General features: G+C 38.2%; 20 protein-coding genes and 11 tRNA genes. 27 read left to right on the plus strand and 4 right to left on the minus strand.

What is annotated here, in order from left to right:
* The first annotated feature begins 3 nt into the window (after positions 1 to 3).
* The gene (locus tag QN089_RS06000) at positions 4 to 1,932 is read left to right on the plus strand and encodes a PTS fructose transporter subunit IIABC (RefSeq protein WP_087680536.1); all 1,929 of its coding nucleotides are present in this window, start codon (positions 4 to 6) and stop codon (positions 1,930 to 1,932) included.
* Between the two features lie 51 nt (positions 1,933 to 1,983).
* Here QN089_RS06000 and QN089_RS06005 read toward each other — a convergent pair whose 3' ends face one another.
* Complete coding sequence (locus tag QN089_RS06005; protein ID WP_087680535.1) at positions 1,984 to 2,985, minus strand: ketopantoate reductase family protein; 1,002 nt, start codon at positions 2,983 to 2,985, stop codon at positions 1,984 to 1,986.
* A 75-nt stretch (positions 2,986 to 3,060) separates the two neighbouring features.
* Complete coding sequence (locus tag QN089_RS06010) at positions 3,061 to 3,255, minus strand: hypothetical protein (protein ID WP_068453883.1); 195 nt, start codon at positions 3,253 to 3,255, stop codon at positions 3,061 to 3,063.
* A gap of 113 nt (positions 3,256 to 3,368) precedes the next feature.
* Here QN089_RS06010 and QN089_RS06015 point away from each other — a divergent pair, with 113 nt between their 5' ends.
* Complete coding sequence (locus QN089_RS06015; RefSeq protein WP_285216248.1) at positions 3,369 to 5,714, plus strand: DEAD/DEAH box helicase; 2,346 nt, start codon at positions 3,369 to 3,371, stop codon at positions 5,712 to 5,714.
* A 202-nt stretch (positions 5,715 to 5,916) separates the two neighbouring features.
* On the opposite strand, the gene QN089_RS06020 is transcribed toward QN089_RS06015, so the two are convergent.
* Entirely contained in the window at positions 5,917 to 6,693 is a 777-nt protein-coding gene (locus QN089_RS06020) for an exonuclease domain-containing protein (RefSeq protein ID WP_285216249.1), read from the minus strand.
* Between the two features lie 123 nt (positions 6,694 to 6,816).
* Here QN089_RS06020 and QN089_RS06025 point away from each other — a divergent pair, with 123 nt between their 5' ends.
* From QN089_RS06025 to QN089_RS06060, 8 genes are all read left to right on the plus strand, one after another.
* Complete coding sequence (locus QN089_RS06025) at positions 6,817 to 7,323, plus strand: ferritin (protein WP_285216250.1); 507 nt, start codon at positions 6,817 to 6,819, stop codon at positions 7,321 to 7,323.
* Positions 7,324 to 7,452: 129 nt separating this feature from the next.
* Positions 7,453 to 7,527: transfer RNA gene (locus QN089_RS06030), tRNA-Gly, on the plus strand.
* Positions 7,528 to 7,531: 4 nt separating this feature from the next.
* A tRNA-Ser gene (locus QN089_RS06035) sits at positions 7,532 to 7,624 on the plus strand.
* A 21-nt stretch (positions 7,625 to 7,645) separates the two neighbouring features.
* Positions 7,646 to 7,720 (plus strand) — tRNA-Gly (locus tag QN089_RS06040).
* 5 nt (positions 7,721 to 7,725) lie between these two features.
* Positions 7,726 to 7,818, plus strand: a tRNA-Ser gene (locus tag QN089_RS06045).
* A gap of 18 nt (positions 7,819 to 7,836) precedes the next feature.
* Positions 7,837 to 7,911, plus strand: a tRNA-Gly gene (locus tag QN089_RS06050).
* 5 nt (positions 7,912 to 7,916) lie between these two features.
* A tRNA-Ser gene (locus tag QN089_RS06055) sits at positions 7,917 to 8,009 on the plus strand.
* Between the two features lie 4 nt (positions 8,010 to 8,013).
* Positions 8,014 to 8,086, plus strand: a tRNA-Phe gene (locus QN089_RS06060).
* 93 nt (positions 8,087 to 8,179) lie between these two features.
* Here QN089_RS06060 and QN089_RS06065 read toward each other — a convergent pair.
* The gene (locus QN089_RS06065; RefSeq protein ID WP_068453875.1) at positions 8,180 to 8,884 is read right to left on the minus strand and encodes an IclR family transcriptional regulator; all 705 of its coding nucleotides are present in this window, start codon (positions 8,882 to 8,884) and stop codon (positions 8,180 to 8,182) included.
* Positions 8,885 to 9,035: 151 nt separating this feature from the next.
* Here QN089_RS06065 and QN089_RS06070 point away from each other — a divergent pair, with 151 nt between their 5' ends.
* The 17 genes from QN089_RS06070 to QN089_RS06145 all read left to right on the plus strand — a co-directional run bounded on the left by QN089_RS06070 (position 9,036) and on the right by QN089_RS06145 (position 24,269).
* Positions 9,036 to 9,890 (plus strand): dimethylarginine dimethylaminohydrolase family protein, encoded by an 855-nt coding sequence (locus QN089_RS06070; RefSeq protein ID WP_285216418.1) that lies wholly within the window; start codon positions 9,036 to 9,038, stop codon positions 9,888 to 9,890.
* 15 nt (positions 9,891 to 9,905) lie between these two features.
* Positions 9,906 to 10,667 carry a dimethylarginine dimethylaminohydrolase family protein gene (locus tag QN089_RS06075; RefSeq protein WP_068453871.1) on the plus strand — a complete coding sequence of 254 codons (762 nt, stop codon included), beginning with the start codon at positions 9,906 to 9,908 and terminating at the stop codon, positions 10,665 to 10,667.
* Positions 10,668 to 10,737: 70 nt separating this feature from the next.
* A complete protein-coding gene (locus QN089_RS06080; protein ID WP_285216251.1) occupies positions 10,738 to 12,150 on the plus strand; it encodes an amino acid permease in 1,413 nt (470 codons plus the stop codon).
* A 47-nt stretch (positions 12,151 to 12,197) separates the two neighbouring features.
* Positions 12,198 to 13,625 carry a YfcC family protein gene (locus QN089_RS06085; RefSeq protein WP_422393543.1) on the plus strand — a complete coding sequence of 476 codons (1,428 nt, stop codon included), beginning with the start codon at positions 12,198 to 12,200 and terminating at the stop codon, positions 13,623 to 13,625.
* A 12-nt stretch (positions 13,626 to 13,637) separates the two neighbouring features.
* Positions 13,638 to 13,838 (plus strand): hypothetical protein, encoded by a 201-nt coding sequence (locus tag QN089_RS16025; RefSeq protein ID WP_350310907.1) that lies wholly within the window; start codon positions 13,638 to 13,640, stop codon positions 13,836 to 13,838.
* A gap of 12 nt (positions 13,839 to 13,850) precedes the next feature.
* Positions 13,851 to 14,819: a M20 metallopeptidase family protein gene (locus QN089_RS06090; protein ID WP_350310921.1), complete on the plus strand. Its 969-nt coding sequence runs from the start codon at positions 13,851 to 13,853 to the stop codon at positions 14,817 to 14,819.
* A 14-nt stretch (positions 14,820 to 14,833) separates the two neighbouring features.
* The gene (locus tag QN089_RS06095; protein WP_285216252.1) at positions 14,834 to 16,447 is read left to right on the plus strand and encodes a M20/M25/M40 family metallo-hydrolase; all 1,614 of its coding nucleotides are present in this window, start codon (positions 14,834 to 14,836) and stop codon (positions 16,445 to 16,447) included.
* A 67-nt stretch (positions 16,448 to 16,514) separates the two neighbouring features.
* Positions 16,515 to 17,084, plus strand: coding sequence for a dienelactone hydrolase family protein (locus QN089_RS06100; RefSeq protein ID WP_285216253.1), 570 nt, complete (start codon positions 16,515 to 16,517; stop codon positions 17,082 to 17,084).
* 110 nt (positions 17,085 to 17,194) lie between these two features.
* Positions 17,195 to 17,280: transfer RNA gene (locus QN089_RS06105), tRNA-Leu, on the plus strand.
* 19 nt (positions 17,281 to 17,299) lie between these two features.
* Positions 17,300 to 17,374, plus strand: a tRNA-Gly gene (locus QN089_RS06110).
* Positions 17,375 to 17,378: 4 nt separating this feature from the next.
* Positions 17,379 to 17,471: transfer RNA gene (locus QN089_RS06115), tRNA-Ser, on the plus strand.
* A 4-nt stretch (positions 17,472 to 17,475) separates the two neighbouring features.
* Positions 17,476 to 17,548 (plus strand) — tRNA-Phe (locus QN089_RS06120).
* Positions 17,549 to 18,047: 499 nt separating this feature from the next.
* Positions 18,048 to 19,679 carry a glycerol-3-phosphate dehydrogenase/oxidase gene (locus QN089_RS06125; protein ID WP_285216254.1) on the plus strand — a complete coding sequence of 544 codons (1,632 nt, stop codon included), beginning with the start codon at positions 18,048 to 18,050 and terminating at the stop codon, positions 19,677 to 19,679.
* Between the two features lie 23 nt (positions 19,680 to 19,702).
* Positions 19,703 to 20,287 carry a glycerol-3-phosphate responsive antiterminator gene (locus tag QN089_RS06130; protein ID WP_068453863.1) on the plus strand — a complete coding sequence of 195 codons (585 nt, stop codon included), beginning with the start codon at positions 19,703 to 19,705 and terminating at the stop codon, positions 20,285 to 20,287.
* Between the two features lie 92 nt (positions 20,288 to 20,379).
* Positions 20,380 to 21,213 (plus strand): MIP/aquaporin family protein, encoded by an 834-nt coding sequence (locus tag QN089_RS06135; protein ID WP_285216255.1) that lies wholly within the window; start codon positions 20,380 to 20,382, stop codon positions 21,211 to 21,213.
* Positions 21,214 to 21,225: 12 nt separating this feature from the next.
* Positions 21,226 to 22,719, plus strand: coding sequence for a glycerol kinase GlpK (gene glpK, locus QN089_RS06140; protein ID WP_068453861.1), 1,494 nt, complete (start codon positions 21,226 to 21,228; stop codon positions 22,717 to 22,719).
* A gap of 227 nt (positions 22,720 to 22,946) precedes the next feature.
* Positions 22,947 to 24,269 carry an aldehyde dehydrogenase family protein gene (locus tag QN089_RS06145; RefSeq protein WP_285216256.1) on the plus strand — a complete coding sequence of 441 codons (1,323 nt, stop codon included), beginning with the start codon at positions 22,947 to 22,949 and terminating at the stop codon, positions 24,267 to 24,269.
* Positions 24,270 to 24,275 lie beyond the last annotated feature (6 nt).

Below are 24,275 nucleotides of genomic sequence, written 5' to 3' on the forward strand. Positions count from 1 at the left end.
CGCATGAAAATTACAGAATTGATGCCTCTCGATACGATACAATTATCGCTGTCAGGTGGCACAAAAGGAGAGGTACTTGCAGAATTAGCAGATGTACTCGATCATGCAGGAAGGCTAAATAATCGAGATGACTTTTTAGCCGCAATTTTAAAGCGTGAAGAAGAAAGTACAACTGGTGTTGGTGATGGTATTGCGATTCCACATGCGAAAACAGCCGCTGTAAAAACTCCGACAATTGCTTTTGGGCGTAGTGAAAAAGGTGTGGATTATGCTTCGTTAGATGGTAAAAATGCGGACTTATTCTTTATGATTGCAGCGACAGACGGTGCAGGACAATTTCATTTAGAAGCATTATCTCGCTTAGCAGGGTTTTTAATGGATTCTAACTTTACAACTCGTCTACGTGAAGCGAAAACGAAGGAAGAAGTTTTATCGATTATTGAAGAAAAAGAAACAAATGAAGAAAAGCCCAAGCAAGCGACTACTACTTCAAGTGAACAACAAACAACAGGGAAGAAGGTTAAAATTCTTGCTGTAACAGCTTGTCCAACAGGTATTGCGCATACCTATATGGCAGCTGAAAAATTAGAAAATGTCGCAAAAGAAAAAGGAATCGACATTAAAGTTGAAACAAACGGTTCAAGTGGTGCACAAAATGTACTTACAAAAGCTGAAATTGAAGAAGCAGATGCGATTATTGTAGCAGCGGATACAAAAGTCGAGATGGCTCGTTTTGACGGTAAAAAAGTAATTCAAGTACCTGTTTCAAAAGCGATTTATGAAACAGATCAATTATTAGAGCGTGCAGTAGAAGGAAATGCTTCTATCTTCCATTCTGACTCAGGAAAATCAACAGATGAACAAGACGGCGATGAGAAAAAAGGAATTGGATCTCAAATTTATAAACACTTAATGAATGGTGTATCGAACATGTTGCCATTCGTTGTCGGTGGTGGTATTTTAATTGCTTTATCTTTCTTCTGGGGTGTTAATTCTGCAGATAAAGATAGCTCACAATTTAACCAATTCGCCTATATGCTAAAAACTATTGGTGGCGATAATGCCTTCTATTTAATCGTTCCCGTATTAGCAGGATTTATTGCAATGAGTATTGCAGACAGGCCAGGTTTTGCACCAGGTATGGTAGCAGGTTTACTTGCTATCACAGTTCAAAATAGCGAAGGAGCCAACTCAGGTTTCTTAGGTGGTTTGATCGCAGGTTTCTTAGCTGGTTATGTAGTAGAAGGCTTGAAAATTGTATTCAAAAAATTACCGAAATCTTTTGATGGATTAAAGCCAATTTTGCTATATCCAGTGTTTGGTATAGCGATATCCGGTATTGTTATGATGTTACTAAATCCACAATTAACGAAATTATATACCGCATTCTCGTCATTGCTTAATTCGTTGAATGGTTCAAACGCGATTATTTTAGGAATGGTTTTAGGTGCGATGATGGCATTTGACTTGGGTGGTCCACTTAATAAGGCAGCCTATACATTTGGTATTGCTATGCTTGAGGCAGGGAACTATGAAATTATGGCAGCTGTAATGGCTGGTGGTATGGTTCCGCCACTTGGCGTCGCTTTAGCAACAACAATCTTTAAAAATAAATTTACAAAAGCGGAACGTGAAACAGGTAAAACAAGTTATATTTTAGGTGCTTGTTTCATATCAGAAGGTGCGATTCCTTTCGCAGCGAGTGACCCACTACGTATGATTCCATCGTTCGTTGTCGGTGCAGCGATTACAGGTGGTTTATCGATGGCATTTAATATTGGATTACCTGTACCACATGGTGGGATTTTCGTTATTCCACTCGTTGAAAATGGTGTCGGCCAAATGTTGTTATATGTAACAAGTATCATTATTGGTGCAGTTGTATCTGCAATGATGATTGGACTATTAAAGAAAAAAGCAAAAACAGTTTAATAAAAAAGAGTGGAATCATTAGGGTTACCCCTATCTGATTTCACTCTTTTTTTATTCTTGTCGCCACAGTGTCCCTGTTACCAGTGGTTGAAAACAAGCGATATTCCTATGAAAATCTTCTTCATTTTTTTCATGTAAACAATGAGCAAGTGTCTCTAAATAAGGGGTCGGCTGATCGACTAAAGAAGCCACTTCTAATAATTCATCAATCAAATAAGCATCTTGATTAGATGGTATTTTTTGATAGGGAAGTAATAACTTTTCAATAATTGGCATCATTTCGGTTTTTTTGGTATCAGAATCAATCATTAATGCGGCATAATCCAGTTCGGATGTCTTTGCTAACGTAATGTTGTATTTTTTAGCTATCCGTACAATTTCATCTACTAAATGAATGGAGGATTGTAAAGCGATAGGATGATGTAAAATATCGCCATATAAACAATTTAAAGCACTGGCTAATCGGTCGATTGCTCCAGAGAAGATAGCTTGTGTCCATTTAATATCAAAAGCAGTACGTACAATTTGTGTACAGCCTATGGTATCTAATACACTTTTTACTTCTTCTGCGTAATAAAAGTAAGATGGATGACTATCATATAAGTCAAAAGCAACTTGGTTGAGAGAAGTGTGCGGTGAAGTGACGACAACTTGGTGATGCTGTTTGACATAAGTTTCAAATTTACAAACAGCTGAAAGGACTGGAAAGTTTTGAAACGATTGAATTAACTCCCAATCCGAAAGATTTTCTTGAAATGATACGATAAAGCACCTTTCCTGTAGCGTAGACTTTAGAATAGGTAAAATATTTTTATTATAAAAGGGATGAGCAAATAAAAATACGAAATCATAATCAGAGGCACATGCTTCAATTGGTTTCACAACGAAATTTGTAAGAAAAGTTGTACTTGAGTAAATCGTAACTCCACGTGACTGAATTTGCTCAAGCGGTTCCATCGGCACATCGAGAATTGTCACGTCTGGATAAATTTTTTGTAAATAGGCTGCAACAGTTAAACCTTTTCCTGTAGCGCCAATGATCGCAATTTTCATCTAAAATCTCCTTTATCGCTTCATTAATTAGAGAAAAGAAAAACTGCCTGAGCAATCAGTGCTGCAGGCAGTTTTTTAGAGCGGTGGGTTATCATTGAGTACATCTTCACTAACGCCTTCGTATTCCGCTTCTACATTATCTTCCGAATCGTCGTCACTTACGACGTCATCTAGCACTGTATCATATAGTTCCGTATCTTTATCATATACGCGTTGTGGATTTTCTTTTAAAATCGGTTCGTCTGGTAAAATATCTTTATCTTTTTTCATGATGAAAACTCCCTTCATATAGAGTAATTCCCCAAAAATTTAAAGATAAGCCCTGTATTTGTTGTTTTCCTTTGATATAATATAAGAACAAATATTCGGAAAGGTTGGCGTATATGCAAGTAGAAGGATTATTAAATGATTTAACGATGCGCGCGATGAATAATCAACAGCAGCGTGTCTCCATTAAATGCCGTACATTTATGAAAAAGCTCGGCTACCAAACACGTTCGAAAAAGCGAGTGGAAGAAGTAGAACAGGCAATTCGTTCTTCTAAGTTGACATTACGTTTACCAGAAGAAGTAGAGAGTTGGTTAGCCATTTCTCCAGATGATTCACTTCATTTTTACATAGAAAAACAAGTACAGATGATTCGAAAAGCGCAGCACACACCACCACTTCCATATGCTTTTCAGGCAGAAGCTATTCACCGTTTACATCAAATGCGAAAAAAGACTTCTTTTAAAGGACTTGTTGTACTACCAACAGGTGGAGGGAAAACGACGACTGCGGTTCGCTGGCTATGGGAAGCAGCATTAGTGAGAGGGAAAAAGGTATTGTGGCTTGCGCATCGCCATGAATTATTAAATCAAGCCTATGCGACATTTTGTCAATACGCACAGTGCGATATAACCTATCGAATAGTGTCGGGTGTACATGATTCAGCTCGTTTAATTCAAGATGAACAATTACTCATTGCGAGTAAAGATAGTTTAGTACATCATGAAGCAATTTTAAGTAGTTGGTTAGCCGACGAACAAGAGGTCTATGTCGTAGTCGATGAGGCACATCATGCGACCTCTACAACATATAAAACATTACTCTCACATATAGAACGTCAAGGTGCTCGCATGTATCTACTTGGGCTTACAGCGACACCATTTCGAACAGCCGAAAGTGAACAAGGTGCATTACGTGCTTTATTTACAGATGGTATTTTTTACAAAAAAGATTTGAAACATTTAATTGCCAATGGTATTTTAGCAGCACCTCATTTTCATTCATTGCAAACAGATGTGACAGTTCAAACAGTATTGAACGAAGAACAGTGGCGAACGCTTCAACAACTAGATCAACTACCTGAATCAATTATGCAGCAACTTGTAGCGAATCAACCACGAAATCACATGATTGTACAACAATATGTTCAACGTCAAAAACAATACGGTAAAACCATTCTATTTGCGATGAATCGATTGCATGCTTTAACCCTTGCACAAGTTTTTAAACAATATGGTATAGATGCACGTGTCGTCATTTCAAATCATGAAACATCCGTAGAAAACCAACAGACCATTCAAGCATTTAGAGAAAACGTATTTCCGGTTTTAATTAATGTGGCGATTTTAACAGAAGGAGCAGATTTTCCAGATGTTCAGACTGTCTTTTTAACACGTCCTACTGTATCTGCAATTCTGATGACACAGATGGTTGGAAGAGCGTTACGAGGTGTTGCAGCAGGTGGAACAAAAGAAGCGTATATTGTTAGTTTTATTGATGAATGGGCTGAGAAAATTGCATGGTCTAATCCGCGCGTATTACTGGCTGGCGAAAATTTAGAGCCGATTCCATCTGAGCAGCTACCACTTCAAATGACACAAATGATTTCAGCAAAAATGGTAGAACAAGTGGCGCAGAGACTACAAGATCAAGCGCCAATTGAAGAACGAACATTTGAGCAAAGTGTGCCAAAAGGTATTTATTCATTACGTTATATTCATGAAGAGCGCGCGATTTCAGAAGATATTTTAGTTTATGAAAGTGATGTAGAAGACTACGAAGCGATGTTTCGATTTTTACCTACGTACTGTGTGCAGCAGGGGCTACATGCAAATTTAGAGCGCCGCGCATTACGTGCATATGCTGAAGAATTAGAAATGCAATTTTTCATTCAAGACCAATTAAGTCCGATGTATGATATTTGGGACCTTGTCACGCTCATCCATTACTATTTAGTAACAGGTGAATGTCCGAAACTATTAGCATTTAAAGAGCGACAACAAATTAATGTGACAGATTTAGCTAAAAAAATTATGAAACAAAACATGAGCTACCGCGAACAGCAGCAGTATGTTCTTGAAAATTGGGAGCAGCATCCATTCTTGCGCATTTTTTTCGATGATCAATTTTTATACTATAAAAAATGTATTCAAACCGAGCTTATTCTATTAGAACATACCCAACAAAGCTTAGATGAAGAAGCCTTTCGAGACACACCACTCAACCAATTGAAACGACAGCATCATGCCATTTGGCGTAAAATCGTCTATCGCGTTTTTGAAGAAAATCAAAAACAATATGGTCAATATACATGTGTGAAAACAGGTTATACAAGCAATGAAAAAATCGATTTTCATATTGCGTATAAAGTCTCATTAAAAAGAGGCGGCACAACAACCGTTGATAATTTAACGCTCGTTTATAAAAAATATATACAAGAAAAAAGTTCGAGACGCACGTGAAAACGTTGCTCGAACTTTTTTTATTTGGCGAATGTCCCGTTTGAGTGGACGAGTGAACCGTTTTCGCGCTCGAATGTCCTCTTTTGACGAGTGAATGTCCCGAATCGAGTAGCGAGTGACCCGACAACTTCATCGAATGACCCGTTTCGCCAGTCGAATGTTCGATTTCACACAGGAATAGTCAAATGAAGTTCTTAATTTCTCAAAGCCATGTGAAAAATTCTTTTTCCGAGATAATCTGAATGGGGAATCCTTGTTGTTGTAAGTGAATGGCTTTTGTCCATTTGGAACTTTGTTTTTGTGTGGCGTCATACTGTTGTTGGCTTCGTTCACTCACAACGAGTACATCCACTTTTTTTGTCATCGTATTACTAAAGAATCCACCTGCTTGCATGACTTTTCTAGCAGCTTCTGATCTTGTCATTTGTTCTAAAGCGCCTGTGAAAACGACTGTTTTTTGAACAAGAGATTTGGTTGCAACTGTTTCAAGGTGCGTGAGAGCTTGTTTGTTTTCGAGAGCCTGCGCAATTTGTACAATGCGTTCTGCATCATTTAGTGCCTCTTTCGTCTGTACTTTTACATGAACATCATAGAGGGTATAGGAAGAAAGGGTAGGCCACTGCGCTTTCATATCGCTCAATAAATTTTTATGTGTAAAGAGCGGCATTAATTTTCCGCAAGCCTCAAAACTTTCTTGTAAGCAGAGGTGATCGTACGGTGCGAAATAAGAGATGACAGTTTGATGTTGAAGCCATCGTTCAAGTATGGGAATCAGTGATTCAAATGTAGGAGCTAATTGTACATCATTTGCTTCAATTCCATGGATACTTGTATAAAAAGGGTCAAACGTTTGTAGCGTTTGGACATATGTACTAAAAGAATCAACGATTGTATTTTCTTCTATTCTTATTAATTCAATTGCACAAATACTATCAGGCCATTGATTAGCTGCTTTCACTGATAGTGTCACATAATTCATGTGAATCAACTCCTTGTTCTTTCATTAGTGTAAGGGAATAGAGAGAAAAAGTACAAACGTATAAATGGGTAAAATAGTCGTTATATGGTAAAATAAACAAATCAACCATTAGGAGGGTTTTTTATGATTTCAGAAAAACTTCATGCAGCATTAAATGATCAATTAAACTTTGAATTTTATTCAGCACATGCGTATTTAGCAATGGCAGCTTATTGCACAGATCAAGATTATGATGGATTTGCAAATTTCTTTTTAGTACAAGCAGAAGAAGAGCGTTTCCATGCGATGAAATTTTATAATTTCCTAAGTGACCTAGGTCAACGCGTTACAATTAGCGAATTCCCAAGTGTTAAAAATGATTTCACATCGCTATTAGATGCTTTTGAAACAGCATTAAAACACGAAAAAGAAGTGACACGCCGTATCTACGAATTAGCAGATATCGCATTAGATGAACGTGAACATGCGACAATGGCATTCTTAAAATGGTTCATTGATGAACAAATTGAAGAAGAATCAACATTTGATACATTAATCACAAAGATTGCACGTATCCAAAACGATGCAAATGCTATTTTCATGTTAGATGCAGAGCTTGCGACACGCTCTTTCAAAGTACCAGCAGAATAGTAAAGTAGTGATGTAGGGGTTGTTTTATAAACAATTCCTGCATCTTATTTTTATTTTAAAAAATATTTTAAAAAAGTAGTTGACCGTATTCAATATTCTATGATAATATATTTTTTGTCAGTAAGAGATGCGGAAGTAGTTCAGTGGTAGAACACCACCTTGCCAAGGTGGGGGTCGCGAGTTCGAACCTCGTCTTCCGCTCCAAAATGGAGATATACCCAAGTCTGGCTGAAGGGATCGGTCTTGAAAACCGACAGGCGGGTCAAACCGCGCGGGGGTTCGAATCCCTCTATCTCCTCCATTTTCAATTTTATACGTTTTTGCGGAAGTAGTTCAGTGGTAGAACACCACCTTGCCAAGGTGGGGGTCGCGAGTTCGAACCTCGTCTTCCGCTCCAAAAACGGAGGTATACCCAAGTCTGGCTGAAGGGATCGGTCTTGAAAACCGACAGGCGGGTCAAACCGCGCGGGGGTTCGAATCCCTCTACCTCCTCCATTTTTAATTTTATATTTTGCGGAAGTAGTTCAGTGGTAGAACACCACCTTGCCAAGGTGGGGGTCGCGAGTTCGAACCTCGTCTTCCGCTCCAAAAACGGAGATATACCCAAGTCTGGCTGAAGGGATCGGTCTTGAAAACCGACAGGCGGGTCAAACCGCGCGGGGGTTCGAATCCCTCTATCTCCTCCATGAAGGGTCGGTAGCTCAGTTGGTAGAGCATTAGATTGAAGCTCTAAGTGTCGGCGGTTCGATTCCGTCCCGACCCATATTAAGCTCGTAAGTAGTATGACTACTTATGAGCTTTTTTCTATGCCTATAAACAGAAAAGAGACTGGATGTATTTCCAAGTCTCTTTCTTTTTACATAAAATATAAAGTTTCTTCGACTAACTTTCGTGTTTCGAGTAATTGTTTAGTCAGCCATTCAGTTCGTTCTTCTGTTAGTGAAAAAGCTAGAACACTTAAACTAATCACATGTAACAACTCTTGATTCTTCGTAACAATCGGTGTCGCAAAAGAGACGGTCTCTTTTTGTGCATCGTCCATTAAAACAAATCCATCTACAATGATTTTCTGTAAAAATGAAGTATCCACATTAAATACATTTTCTTTTTTCTCTAAAATAATACGATGCGCCAAAATGATATGGTTAGCAGCACCTTCTGGCATAGCAGTTCGTAAACCAAGTCGATCAACAATATGTATACGACTATTCGGACTATCCAAACGCTCAACAATCATTGATTCGTCTTCCATTGGTTTATGCATATACACACTTTCTTGTGTGAGCTCGGCTAAGTCATCTAAAATCGGACGAATTTTCGATACATAATCAAATTGATCATATACTTGTAATCCGTATTGCATCCATGCATCACCTAATGTGTAACGCTTCGTTGTTGCATCGAATTGAATAAGACGATGTTCCACAAGTGAGTGTAAAATGCGATGTAATGTAGCAAGTGCGAGTTCGGTATGTTCTGTTAATTGGCTGATGGTAACGCCTGTCTGGTTGTGTTCAGAGATGGCCTTTGTGATCATCATCATGCGATCAATGGCTTGCATATGAAACACTCCTTTTAAAAAATAATAAAATACATCTATTGACATTATAAAGTATGGCGATTATATTTGGAATATAAATTTTTCATATAACGGAATTGTTTTCCGTCTATTGAAAAAAATAAAAGGGGTGTAGCAGTTGTTTACAGACACAATGTACAAAAAACTTGAAAAAGTGATTGTAAAACATCCGAAAGATGCTTTTATTAGTCAAGAACATCTACGAGAGAATTGGATGAAATATTTTTATTTATCTGAACCAAGCTACGATGAGGCATTAAAAGAGTATGAGAATTTTTTAACGCTTTTAAAACAGCATGTAGGGGAAGTTTTGTTTTTAGAACAAGATGAACGTGTCGGTTTAGATTCGATTTATGCACATGATCCGGTGAAATTTACACCGCAAGGCGCAATTATTTTAAAATCAGGTAAAGCATTACGTCAGCCAGAAGCAACAGTGTATCGTGAATTTTTAGAAAAGTATGACATTCCGGTTATCGGTCAATTGCAGGGGGATGCAGTATGTGATGGCGGCGATATTGTCTGGTTAAATGAGAAAACGGTTGCAATTGGTCGCGGCTATCGTACAAATGATGAAGCGATTCGCCAGTTAACAGAGATGTTAGAACCGATGGTAGATGAAATCAAAGTTATTCAATTACCACATGATCTAGGGGAAGAAGCATGCCTACACCTGATGTCCTTCATTAGTATCGTCGACAAAGATTTAGCTGTCGTTCATTCGCGTTTAATGCCTGTCGCACTTAGACAGTGGTTATTAGCACAAGGTTTTACACTTGTGGAAGTACCAGATGATGAATACGATGCACTGGGTTGTAATGTATTAGCATTAGCACCAAGAGTTTGTATGATTCCTGCTGGAAATCCTGTAACAACAGCGCGATTAAAAGAAGCAGGTGCAACAGTTTACACATATAAAGGTGATGAAATTACTGTAAAAGGTACGGGTGGACCAACTTGCTTAACATGTCCAGTCGTTCGTATATAAAAGGGGGGAAATAAAATGTTCAATCATGTCATCGTTAAAAAACCAGGTAAAAGTTATGTAGAAGGTCTTACAACATCTGATTTAGGTGTTCCAAACTATGATGAGCTATTAGTACAACACGAAAATTATGTTGGTGCATTAAAACAATGCGGTGTGGAAGTAGTTTATTTGGAAGCAGATGAGCAATTCCCAGATTCGACATTCGTAGAAGATACAGCCGTTTTAACAAAAGAATTTGCGGTCATTACAAATCCAGGTGCAGACAGTCGTAATGGGGAAGTTGAAGCGATTCGTCCAGCTGTATCAACATTCTATGACAAAATTTATACAATCGAATCGCCAGGCTATTTAGATGGCGGTGATGTATTACAAGCAGACAACACATTCTATATTGGTATTTCGGAGAGAACGAATGAAGAAGGCGCGAAACAACTACAAGCCATTTTAGAAAAAGAAGGCTATACAGCGCATATCGTACCATTAAAAGAGTTCTTCCATTTAAAAACAGGCATTGCGTACTTAGGTGATAATACGATGGTATTAGCAGGTGAATTTTTAGAAAATTCATTATTCGATGAATATAAAAAAATCATTATTCCGAAAGAAGACGAGTATTCAGCGAACTGTATCTTAATGAATGATTATGTCATCATCCCAGATGGTTATCCAAATACAAAAGAAAAATTAGAGAAAAATGGTTACCAAGTGATTGCGTTACCGATGAGCGAGTTCCAAAAGCAAGACGGGGGATTAAGCTGTTTATCATTACGATTTTAAAAAGGTTGTCCACTGCGTGAGTGCGCGGTGGACAACCTCATTCGCATAGAACAAAGGGGAGCGGATTACAATGCATAAACAAGACACAACACCGCAATTAAATCGGACGATGAAAAGTCGTCACTTAATGATGCTATCACTTGGTGGCGTTATTGGAACAGGGCTCTTTTTAAATGTTGGTTACACGATTAATCAGGCAGGACCTGGTGGAGCGATTATCGGTTATTTAATAGGAGGCTTTATTTTATACATGGTTATGACTTGTTTAGGGGAGCTGGCAGTTCATATGCCAGTGACAGGTTCATTCCAAACATATGCGACCAAGTTTATTCATCCAACAGCAGGATTCTCATTAGGATGGATGTACTTCGTTGGGTCAGCTGCAACTGCAGGGGTGGAGTTTACAGCTGCTGGTATTTTGATGAAGCATTGGTTTCCAGATATGCCAACATGGATTTGGTGTGCGATTTTCATCGTATTATTATTCTCGCTAAATGCTCTTTCAACAAGAGGTTTCGCAGAAGCAGAGTTTTGGTTTGCAGGCATTAAAGTATTAGCTGTCGTATTCTTCATCATCGTTGGCGCAGCAGCTATTTTCGGTATTGTACCAATGGCGGATCGTGTTGCACCACATTTGACTAATTTAGAACCGACCTTACTGTTTCCAGCAGGCATCATTATTATCTTTGTGACGATGATGAATGTTATTTTCTCGTATCAAGGTTCTGAATTGGTTGGGATTGCAGCAGGTGAGACAGAAAATCCACAAAAGACGATTCCAAAAGCGATTCGCACGATCTTAGTTCGAATCATTGTCTTTTATATTGCATCAATCGTCATTTTATCAGCGATTTTCCCATCATCTGAGCTTGGATTGTTAGAAAGCCCATTCGTAACATTACTTGAGTTAGTTGGGATTCCATATGCTGCAGATATTATGAATTTTATTATTTTAACAGCGATTTTATCCGTTGGGAATTCATGTTTATATGCGTCAACACGTTTACTTTGGGCGATGTCACTTGAAGATATGGCACCGAAAATTTTCAGTAAAACAAGTAAACGTAACATTCCGCTTAATGCTCTATTATTCACGATGGTCTTTTCATTACTTTCTCTATTAACAAGTGTTATGAAGGCAGATGCGGTATTTGTACTTCTTATGTCGATTGCAGGTATTTCCGTTACAATCTCATGGATGGGGATTGCACTATCACAGTTTATGTTTAGACGAAAATATGTAAAATCTGGTGGACGTTTAGAAGACTTACAATATCATGTGAAATGGTATCCATTCATTCCGCTATTTTGTATTACATTCTGTAGTGCTATTCTCATCTTCTTACTATGGGATGAAACACAACGGGCAGGTGTATTGTATGGAATTGGTTTCTTACTATTATGTATCTTCTTTTATTCAATTAAATTAAAAAGACAAAAGAGAGAAGCAGTTCAAGTACCTGAAGTGAATGAAGATTTATAAAAACTTTCCATAAGGGGATGGTGGATTTTATGACAAATAAGCAATTGATGGAACCACAAAAACAGCAACCAGAGTCAGAAGAACCGAATGTGAACGACACGAAAGTAAAAGGCTTAAATGCTTTTGTATTGATGTTTTTAATTATTATTGTAATGACGATTTTGACGTATATTGTACCAGCTGGACAATATGAACGCGTTGAAAAAGATGGTAGAACGATTGTGAATCCAGAGAGCTTTCAATTTGTAGACAATACACCAGTCAGTTTTCTTTCAATGTTTACCAGTGTCCATCTTGGATTAGTTGAAGGGGCGCAAATTATCCTCTTCGTTTTCCTATTTGGTGGTGCACTCGGTATAATGCAAAAAACGGGTGCGATTGATTCGTTCATTCGTGTGATGGCAGCGAAGTTTGGAGAGAAGCAGTATATTTTAATTCCATTACTCGTTCTGATTTTTGCATCACTCGGTACACTAATTGGTTCAGCGGAAGATACGCTCGTTTATATTGCGATTATTATTCCACTAACAATGGCACTTGGTCTAGATGCCATTACAGGTTTTGCGATTGTTATGCTCGGTACACTTGCGACGGGCTTTGTGTCAGGCATTACGAATCCATTTAATGTAGGCGTGGCACAGTCAATTGCAGAGTTACCAATCTATTCGGGTATGTGGCTGCGAATTATTGCATTTATCGCTTTCTATGCACTTACGGTTTTCTATATTTTTAGACATGCGAAAAAAGTTCGAAAAGATCCGTCAAAAGGAATTTACGGGAAGTTCAATCCAAAAGAAGCGATTCAAATTGATTTGAATTTTAAAATGAGTACACGTCATTTAATCGCACTACTTATTTTATTACTCAATTTTGTGGCACTTGTTGTCGGTGTAATTAAATATCAATGGTACATTAGTGAAATCGGAGGCATCTTCTTATTAAGCGCAATTTTAATGAGTCTGGTGTGTCAAATGCCTGTGAATGATATCGGCGCAGGATTTGTATCTGGTGCACGTGATATGACAGAAGGCGCATTAATTATCGGTTTTGCACAAACGATTTTAGTTATTACACAGAGTGGTGGATTAATTGATACGATTTTATATTACATCTCTAATTTAGTGAGTATTTTACCAGCATCTATTAATGCAATTGGTATGTTTATTTTACAACTCTGTTTGAATTTCCTCGTGCCATCAGGGAGTGGTCAGGCAGCTTTAACGATGCCAATTATGGCACCACTTGCAGATTTAATCGGCGTATCAAGACAAACAGCCGTACTAGCTTTCCAATTTGGTGACGGAATTTCAAATATGATTATTCCAACAAGTGGTGTACTATTAGCAGGTCTTGCAATTGCAGGTATTCCATTTACGAAATGGTTTAAATGGGTTCTACCTTACTTTGCACTTCAAACAACGATTGCGATTGTTCTTTTAATTATTGCGCACTTCACAAATTATGGACCATTTTAGGAGATGATGTATATGAAAACAGTAACAGAATCAAAAGCTAAAGTAGAAGAAAAAGTGATCGCGTGGCGTCGTCATATTCATGAGCATCCTGAATTATCGCGTCATGAGTTTGAAACATCACGCTATATAGAAGAACAATTAAAAAATATGCAGCATATCGAACTGAAAAAATTAACTGAAACAAGTATTTGCGGCATTTTAAAAGGGAATTAAGAAGGTAAAACGATCTTATTACGCGCCGATATTGATGCACTACCAATCCAAGAGGAAGCAGATATATCGTTTAAATCAAAACATGATGGCGTCATGCATGCGTGTGGTCATGATGCCCATGCAGCGATGCTACTTGGTGCAGCACAAATACTAAGTGAACAAGGAATAGACTTTGCAGGTGAAGTCCGTTTTGTCTTCCAACATGCAGAAGAAGTAACACCTGGAGGAGCGCTTGAGCTTGTTGAAAAAGGTATTACAGAAAATGTGGACTATGCATTTGCACTTCACGTATATCCGCATTATCAAACAGGGGAAATTGCCATTCGTGCAGGCAAGATGAATGCTGCAGGAGATGATTTTGAAATTACAGTGATTGGTAAAGGAGGACATGCTTCGACACCTGAATTCACAGTGGATCCGATTATTGTTGGGACGCAAATTGTTAGTGCTTTGCAAACAATTGTGTCGCGTAAAGTACCCGCTATCCATGCACCTGTTGTAACGGTTACACAATTCCACTGCGGCGATGCATTAAATATTATTGCGAATGAAGCCTACTTAGGTGGAACCATTCGTTCGCATAATGAAGAAGTACGTGTTCAAGCACGAGAAGAACTAGAACGCATTGTTCAATATACAGCTGAAATGAATGGGGCAGAAGCAAAAATCAAGTGGGATATTGGCTGTGCAGCGGTGATCAATGATGAATACGCGACGAGTCTATCTATTGAAGCGGCGAAAAAAGTAGTAGGAGAAGAAAAGGTTGTCGCGATTCCAGAGCCCATGTTTGGAGCAGAAGATTTTGCAGCTTATAGTGAAGTTGTGCCAGCATCTATGCAATTTATTGGTGTTCATAACGAAGCCTTTGGTGAAGCTTACCCACTTCATCATCCTAAATTTAAAATTGATGAAGCAGCTTTAGTAAAGGGTTCTGAGTACTTTGTAGAACTTGTCACAATGATTTGTAAAAACGAACAATAGAGGAGGAATAAGATATGAATTGGCAAACACCTGAGAAATTGCGCGCGTTATTATGTGAGGTGGTAAGCTTTGGGAGTGAGACATTTACAGAAGGTGAGCGTTTATTTTCGCGTAAACTAAAAGAAAAATTAGAAACATTAGCTTATTTTCAAACGAATCCGTCGCAATTGCAACTTGTCGATGTCGATTACGGACGCCAAGTCGTATCTGCTTTTTACCATGCACCACATTGTCGAGATACGGTTGTACTCATCAGTCATTTTGATACGGTCCAAACAGAAGAATACGGTGAAATTCGTCACTTAGCGACACAACCAGAAGAGCTGACAGCACTTTTAGAAAAACAGCCACATTATGTCAATGAAGTGGCACAGAAAGATTTACAAAAGGGCGAGTATCTATTTGGACGTGGTGTTATGGATATGAAAATGGGGCTATGTTTACACATGCAGTTAATCGAAAAAGCAATTGAGGAGCAGTGGCCGATTAATTTACTACTTATTACAGTACCTGATGAAGAAGTAAACTCAGCAGGTATGCGAAAAGCAGTGGAACATATTGCAGCTTTACGTGATAAACATGATTTACACATCGAGTTATTTTTAAATAGTGAGCCATCTTTTTCACAAGGTCCAGAAGATGTCAAAGAATATATTTATTCAGGTACAATTGGAAAAATTATGCCCGCAGCTTTATTTTACGGAAAAGAAACGCATGTCGGTGAACCATTAAAAGGCATTACAGCACCGTTTATGAGTGCCTTCTTAACAGCTGAGATGGAATTTAATGATCGCTTCGAAGAGACGGTTTACGGCGAGACAACACCACTCCCTGTATCACTTCAGCTAAAAGACTTAAAAGAGCAGTATTCAACTCAAACACCGTACCGAGCAGCAGCGCTTTATAACGTCTTTTTAATGAAGCGCAGTGCAAGTGAGATTTTTGACATTTTTGAACAAGTAACAATAGAAGCGATGGACAAATGTAATGCACAATACGAAAAAATTTGTGCGAAAAAGAATGTAAAGCCTGTTGGCACGATTCGTACGATTCGCTTTAGTGAATTGAAAAAGTATGCCCTTGAAAAATTAGGTGAAGTGAAAGTGTCAGAGTTAGAAGAGGGAATTTATACGAATGATGTATGGGATGACCGAACAAAATCATTAAAGATTGCGGATGAACTGATGATTCATTGTAAAGAATTAGCACCAGCGACGGTTATTTTATTTGCGCCACCTTATTATCCACCAGCGAATTCGTCAGAGCATCCGTTTATGAAACAAGCTGTATCATACTTATTAGATGCAGCAAAACCATATGATATTCCACTCGAACAAATTCATTACTTTAATGGTATTTGTGACTTGAGTTATTGTCAGTATGTTTTAGATGATGGTTGGCAAAGCTATGAAGAAAATACACCAGTATGGGGCAAGACATATGAAATTCCTTTCGAACAAATTGCGACATTCGATGCACCTGTTTTAAATGTAGGGCCTTTTGGAAAAGATGCACATCAAATTTCAGAACGTCTGCATACGAAGAGTGCATTTGAAGAAATGCCTGAATTAATTCAAGGGTTGATTCAGCAAATGATTGTGTGGAAACAACAAAACGAAGCTGTATAAGTAATGTTGAAAGAGGCTGGATTGTCAGTCTCTTTTTCGTTTATATTAAACAAGTGGGGAGATTTAGATGAATCATCAAACTTGTGTTATTATATTACATGAAATTTATGGTGTGAACAATCATATGGCGTATTATCGTCAAGTATTTGAACAACAAATGAATGTCTACATACCAAACTTATTAAATAGAACAACAGTTTTTATGTACAATGAGGAAGAAAAAGCCTATGAATATTTTATGGAAGCAGTCGGTTTTGAAAAAGCAAAGAAGATGGTTGAGGAGTTAATAGATGCACTGGCAAAACAATATGACTTTATTCAATTAGTCGGTTTTAGTGTCGGTGCAACAGTCGCATGGTTATGTAGTGAACATCCTGCTGTACAGAAAGTATTATGCTTTTACGGTTCACGTATTCGCTCCTATACGAATGTCATACCAAAAGTACCTGTGCAGATGGTCTTTGGAAAGAATGAAAAAGCATTTAGCCCCGAGAATGTAAGAATAGAATTAAATGAGCATCCTCTAGTAACTTTTGAAATAGTAGAAGGTACACATGGCTTTGCGAATCCGTATGATCAAATGGATTGTGAACAGACTACGAAGCGAGTATTACAACAATGGTTTGATTTGAAATAAAGAGTAAGAAAAAATTTCAGATAATAGTTGTCAACGTGTAGTAGTTATGATAATATAATTATTGTCAGTAACAATAAATCACTTAATAATAGCGTGATTTATACATCCATGCCGGGGTGGCGGAACTGGCAGACGCACAGGACTTAAAATCCTGCGATGAGTGATCATCGTACCGGTTCGATTCCGGTCCTCGGCATCTTTTTTATGCTTAATTTGCGGAAGTAGTTCAGTGGTAGAACACCACCTTGCCAAGGTGGGGGTCGCGAGTTCGAACCTCGTCTTCCGCTCCAAAATGGAGATATACCCAAGTCTGGCTGAAGGGATCGGTCTTGAAAACCGACAGGCGGGTCAAACCGCGCGGGGGTTCGAATCCCTCTATCTCCTCCATGAAGGGTCGGTAGCTCAGTTGGTAGAGCATTAGATTGAAGCTCTAAGTGTCGGCGGTTCGATTCCGTCCCGACCCATACTAATCGCGCAAGTAGTTATACTACTTGCGCGATTTTTTATGTTGATTGAGTGGCCCGTTTTCGCCCTCGAATGACCCGTTTTGACGGGTGAATGTCCCGAATCAATGTGCGAGTGACCCAACCACTTCAACGAATGCCCCGTTTTGCCACACGAATGGTCGAATTCACACATTATAGGCAACTCAAGTCCTTTTAGATTACTCAAAAGCCTTGAAGAAAGTATGAAGAGGGAGTAATTTAGTCTTTCAAGCGAGTGGCCCGTTTTCGCCCTCGAATGCCCCGTTTTGCCACACGAATAGTCGAAATCCACCTCACCAAACTAACTTAAGTCCTGAAAGTCTGATTAAAGTACTTGCAAATGGTTTCCAACAGATGTACAATGAAGTCAAGTTAATAATTGGTTTGAGTGAATGAGAGACCTTTAAAGAACACATGCGATAGCTATGTGCTTTTTAAAGGTCTCTTTTTCGCGTCTAAAAATAGGAGGAATTTACGTATGAGAGCAGCATCAGCATTCAATCGTCAACAAACAATCGAGGAATTACAACAAACATCATATGATTTATTAGTAATTGGTGGAGGAATCACAGGTGTCGGTATCGCATTAGATGCTGTTACACGTGGTTTGTCTGTGGCATTAGTTGAAATGCAAGATTTTGCGGCAGGTACGTCTAGTCGCTCAACAAAATTAGTGCATGGTGGCTTACGCTATTTAAAACAATTCGAAATTAAAGAGGTTGCAGAGTTAGGTAAAGAACGTGCAATTGTATATGAGAATGGACCGCACGTAACAACACCAGTTTGGATGTTATTACCATTCCATAAAGGTGGTACATTCGGCAAATTCTCAACAAATATTGGTTTACGTCTATATGACTTTTTAGCAGGCGTTAAAAAATCAGAACGTCGTTATATGTTAAATGCATCGCAAACATTAGCAAAAGAACCACTGGTAAAGAAAGCTGATTTAAAAGGTGGCGGTGTCTATGTAGAGTACCGTACAGATGATGCACGTCTAACAATTGAAGTTGCAAAAACAGCAGTTGAAAAAGGTGCGACATTAATCAATTACACAAAAGCAACAGGCTTTTTATATAATGAGCAAGGCAAAATTAACGGGATTGAAGCACAAGATGTATTAAATAATCAATCTTTCAATATTCGTGCAACTAAAGTAATCAATGCAGCGGGTCCATGGGTGGATGACGTGCGTTCAATCGAAGGTAAAACAACAGGAAAACATCTAATTCTTTCAAAAGGTGTTCACTTAGTATTTGATGAGTCTGTATTCCCATTAAAACAAGCGATTTATTTTGATACACCAGATGGTCGTATGGTATTCGCGATTCCACGTAATGGAAAAACATATGTGGGAACAACAGATACATTCTATAAAGGTGATCCAAAAGATATGGAAATCACAAAAGAAGATCGTAAGTACATTTTAGATGCGATTCACTACATGTTCCCAGATGTGAATATTACAGAGCATCAAATTGAATCAAGTTGGGCAGGGGTTCGACCATTAATCCATGAAGAAGGAAAAGACCCATCTGAAATTTCACGTCATGATGAAGTATGGGAATCTGAAACAGGATTAATTACGATTGCGGGCGGTAAACTAACAGGTTATCGTAAAATGGCAGAAGGCGTGATTAATCGTATTGCGTCAAGCTATAACCGTACACTAGCACCTTGTCAAACGAAGCAATTGAAAATTTCAGGTGGTGATATTGGTGGTTCACAAAATCTTGAAAAATTCATCGATATGAAAGTGGCTGAAGGTGTAAAACATGGCTTAACAGAAAAAGAAGCGCGCCATCTTGCGCATCACTACGGAGCGAATGTGAATCGAGTATTTGCTTACTTAGCAGAAGCACCAAGTAATTTACCAGCAGGATTGTATGCACAATTACAATATGGTTTAGCTTATGAGTTTGTACAACATCCAAATGACTTCTTCATTCGTCGTACAAGTGATTTATTCTTTAATATTCAAGAAGTAATTGAATACAAAGAAGTCATTTTACAATTGATGTCTCAACAATTACAGTGGACAGATAACCAAAAAGCGTTATATACTGAACAATTGGAGTTAGAGATTACACGCGCAACAACAGCCAAATAATTTGCTTGAGAGGAGAGAACGACATGAGTTTTCAAAATCAGCGCATTATTCCAGCTGCCAAAACAATTAGTCAAGTCGATCGTGCTTTTTCAAGTCCATTTGAATATGTTGTATTACTGGAAACGCATATTAGCCAATTACGTCCATTAAAAAGAGAAGCAGAACGTGTAGGAAAGAAGTTAATTATACATGCTGATTTAATTAATGGTTTAAAGACGGATAATTTTGCAGCTGACTTTTTATGTAATGAAATTCAGCCAGATGGTATCATTTCGACACGTTCGAATATGATTATGAAAGCGAAAGAGCGAGGAATTTTAGCAATTCAACGTGTCTTTTTAATTGATACCATTGCACTTGAGAAAAGTTATTCTTTAATTGAGAAGAATGCACCAGATTATATTGAGTTATTACCGGGTATAATTCCAGAGATGATCCAAGAAGTGTATGAACGAACAAAAATTCCTGTTATTACGGGTGGATTGATTCGTCATGCGGAAGAAATCGAACGCGCTTTGGATGCTGGAGCAGTAGCCGTGACAACATCAGATAAAAAACTTTGGCGAAAATTCCAAAATAATATTGACGATTCACGTGATCCTATCTAAAATGAAAAATAAGATAATATTACGTGGTTGAGATTAGGAGTCCGCATCTATAGCTATTTTTAGTAGCTTATTTAGATGTGGACTTTTTCTGTTTGCCATACAAAAAAAACCAAAGGAGTGAGTTTATGTCTACTTTTACAGCAGAATTAGTTGGTACAATGTTATTGATTTTATTCGGGGGTGGTGTAGTAGCAGGTGTCGTATTACACAAATCAAAAGCTTTCGGTGGTGGCTGGATTGTCATTACATTTGCATGGGGGCTTGCAGTAGCGATGGCTGCATATGCAGTAGGAGGAATTAGTGGTGCACACTTGAACCCGGCTCTAACGTTATCGCTTGCAACAATTGGTGATTTTCCGTGGAAAAATGTACCCGCTTACATTTTAGCGCAAATGATTGGTGCATTCATCGGTGCAGTGTTAGTCTATTTCATGTACTTACCACATTGGAAAGGAACAGAAGACAAAGAAGCAAAATTAGCTGTTTTCTCAACAATTCCTGCAATCAAGCATCCATTTTCAAACTTAATTGCGGAAATGATTGGTACATTTGCATTAGTACTTGGTATTCTAGCTTTAGGAACAAATACGATTACAGATGGTATGAGTCCATTCTTAGTGGGTATGTTAATTGTAGTAATTGGTATGGCTTTAGGTGGACCAACAGGTTACGCAATTAACCCAGCTCGTGATTTAGGGCCACGTATTGCACATGCATTACTACCGATTCCAGGAAAGGGTTCATCGAATTGGTCATATGCATGGATTCCAGTTGTTGGACCGATTATCGGCGGTGTATTCGGTGCATTATTCTTCCAAAAAGTATTTGAGGGAGAAAATAATCCGTTATTTTGGGTATTTGCAGTGATTATTATCCTTATTTTTGTAGCTGCTCAAATGACTGTAAAGCATGTAAAAGAAGATTAGGAGGAAATTGATATGACAGAAAAGTATATTTTAGCATTAGACCAAGGTACGACAAGTTCACGTGCCATCTTATTCGATCATGAGGGAGAAATTTTTTATTCACATCAAAAAGAGTTTCCACAGTATTTCCCAGAAGCAGGTTGGGTAGAGCATGATCCAGAGCAAATCTGGTCTTCTATTCTATCGTGTATTGCAACTGTTTTAGCAGATAAACATATAGAGGCTTCACAAATTGCAGGGATTGGTATTACAAACCAACGTGAAACAACTGTTGTTTGGGACCGTCACACAGGTGAACCAATCTATAACGCGATTGTTTGGCAATCACGACAAACAGCAGGTATTTGTGAAGAACTAAAAGGTGAAGGATACGATCAACTTTTCCGTGATAAAACAGGTCTTCTAATTGACGCTTACTTCTCAGGTACAAAAGTAAAATGGATTTTAGATCATGTAGAAGGCGCACGTGAAAAAGCTGAAAACGGTGATTTATTATTCGGTACAATTGATACATGGTTAATTTGGAAATTAACAGACGGCAAAGTACATGTAACAGATTACTCAAATGCTTCACGTACGTTAATGTATAATATTCATGAATTAAAATGGGATGAGGAGTTACTCGATATTTTAGGTGTCCCAGCATCTATGCTACCAGAAGTTAAACCATCGTCTGAAGTGTATGGTGTAACAGATGCAGCGAAATTCTTCGGTAGTGAAGTGCCAATCGCTGGTGCAGCTGGTGACCAGCAATCTGCTCTATTCGGTCAAACTTGTTTTGAACAAGGTATGGTAAAAAACACATACGGAACAGGTTGTTTCATGTTGATGAATACAGGTGAAAAAGCAGTCAAGTCAAATAATGGTTTATTAACAACGATTGCATGGGGCATTGATGGTAAAATTCACTATGCCCTTGAAGGAAGTATTTTCGTAGCAGGTTCTGCGATTCAATGGTTGCGCGATGGTTTACGTATGTTCCGTAATTCATCTGATTCAGAACAGTATGCAAAGCGTGTTGACTCAACAGAAGGCGTTTATGTTGTTCCAGCATTCGTTGGTTTAGGAACGCCTTATTGGGATTCAGATGTACGTGGTTCAGTATTTGGCTTAACGCGTGGTACGACAAAAGAACATTTCATTCGTGCAACGCTTGAATCGCTTTGCTATCAAACAAATGACGTATTAAGTGCAATGGAAGAAGATTCAGGTATTCCATTTAAAACATTACGTGTAGACGGTGGTGCGGTGGCGAATGACTTCTTAATGCAATTCCAAGCAGATCTATTAGATGTTCCAGTAGACCGTCCAGTTGTAAAAGAAACAACAGCATTAGGTGCAGCATATTTAGCTGGTTTAGCAGTTGGTTTCTGGTCTTCAATGGATGAAGTAGCGGCACATTGGAAGTTAGAGCATAAATTTACACCAGAGATGGAACAATCACGTCGTGAAGAATTATATACAGGATGGAAAAAAGCAGTAAAAGCAGCACAAGCTTTTAAATAATTTAAAAATCGGAATCGCGCGATGGTGTGGTTCCGATTTTTTGTTGCGTACGCTTTTTAAAATATAAAAAGTATATTTGCAGAGAGAAATTAAGTCTGAAAACAGAATAAGTAGTAAGGTTCTTTATCATTAAAATAAAAAATGTATAATTTTCTACTTATTGTTTGCTTTTCTCTCTTTCATTCGATTATGATAGTTTCAAGATTTGATTAAGGGAGGCTATTTAGATGACGAAAATTGAGACAAATGCAGTTCGAGAACTTTTTAATGCACAAGAAGAAAACCAGTGGAAGGTGCGTCAGACAACTGCAAAAGAGCGAATTGCACAGTTGAATGCGCTAAAAGATGCATTGATTGCGCGTACACCAGAAATTATTGAAGCGGCACAAAAAGATTTCGCACGTCCAGAAGCAGAAGAGAACAGTCAAATTCAAGCCGTTGTAGAAGTTATTCAATATACAACAGCGCACTTAGAAGAATGGATGAAACCAGAAGTTGTACCGAGTGGCGAAGATGCAGAAGTACGTATTGTATATGAACCAAAAGGTGTTATATGTATTATGGGGACGTGGAATTCACCGTTATCAACTTGTATTCACCCATTAGTGGAAGCGCTTGCATCTGGGAACTGTGTTGTGCTCAAACCATCTGAATTGTCTCCACATTATGCAGATATTATTCGCGTTATCATCGAAGATGTATTCAAGGCAAATTATGTAGCTGTTGTGACGGGTGATGCGACAGTAGCGAATGAATTATTACAAATTCCATTTAACCACTTTTTCTTCACAGGAAGTCCGCGCGTCGGTAAGCTTGTAATGGAAGGCGCTGCCAAGCATTTAGCAAGTGTTACACTTGAGCTAGGAGGCAAGTCACCAGTCATTTTAGATCGCGGATATGATATGCAGCGAGCAGCGCAACAACTCGTATTCGGTAAAATTCTAATGGGCGGTCAACTCTGCATTTCACCTGATTATATTTTTGTTCATGAAGATGACGTGACGAATTTTGTCGTAAATTATGAAGGAGTCACAAAATATATGCTCTATGATGAATCAGGAAAGATTCGTTATGATGAACGCACAACCATCGTCAATGAATCCCATTATAAGCGTCTAAAATCATTATTTACAGATGCGATTGAAAAGGGAGCTACTGTATTAGCTGGTGGAGATTTTAATGATGAAAAGCGTTTAATTGAACCAACTGTTTTAGGCAATGTAACAGAAGATATGCGCATTTCAGAAGAAGAGGTTTTCGGTCCGATTACATTTATAAAGCCTTATAAAACAGTAGATGAAGTCATTTATTATATTCAAAAACATCCAAAACCACTTGCTATGTATCCATTCAGTAAAAATCGTAACTTCCAAGAAGCTTTATTACAAGGCACATCATCTGGTGGTGTAACAATTAATGGAATCATTATGCATAATGTTCATCCAGGTTTACCATTCGGTGGTGTTAATAATTCAGGAATTGGCAGTTTCCATGGTATTCATGGTTTCAAAGGGTTATCACATGCACGCGCTGTATATCATATTTTATAAATAAAA

Origin of the sequence: Kurthia sp. YJT4 (assembly GCF_030219945.1) — a bacterium.
In the GTDB taxonomy this organism is placed as follows: Bacteria; Bacillota; Bacilli; order Bacillales_A; family Planococcaceae; genus Kurthia; species Kurthia gibsonii.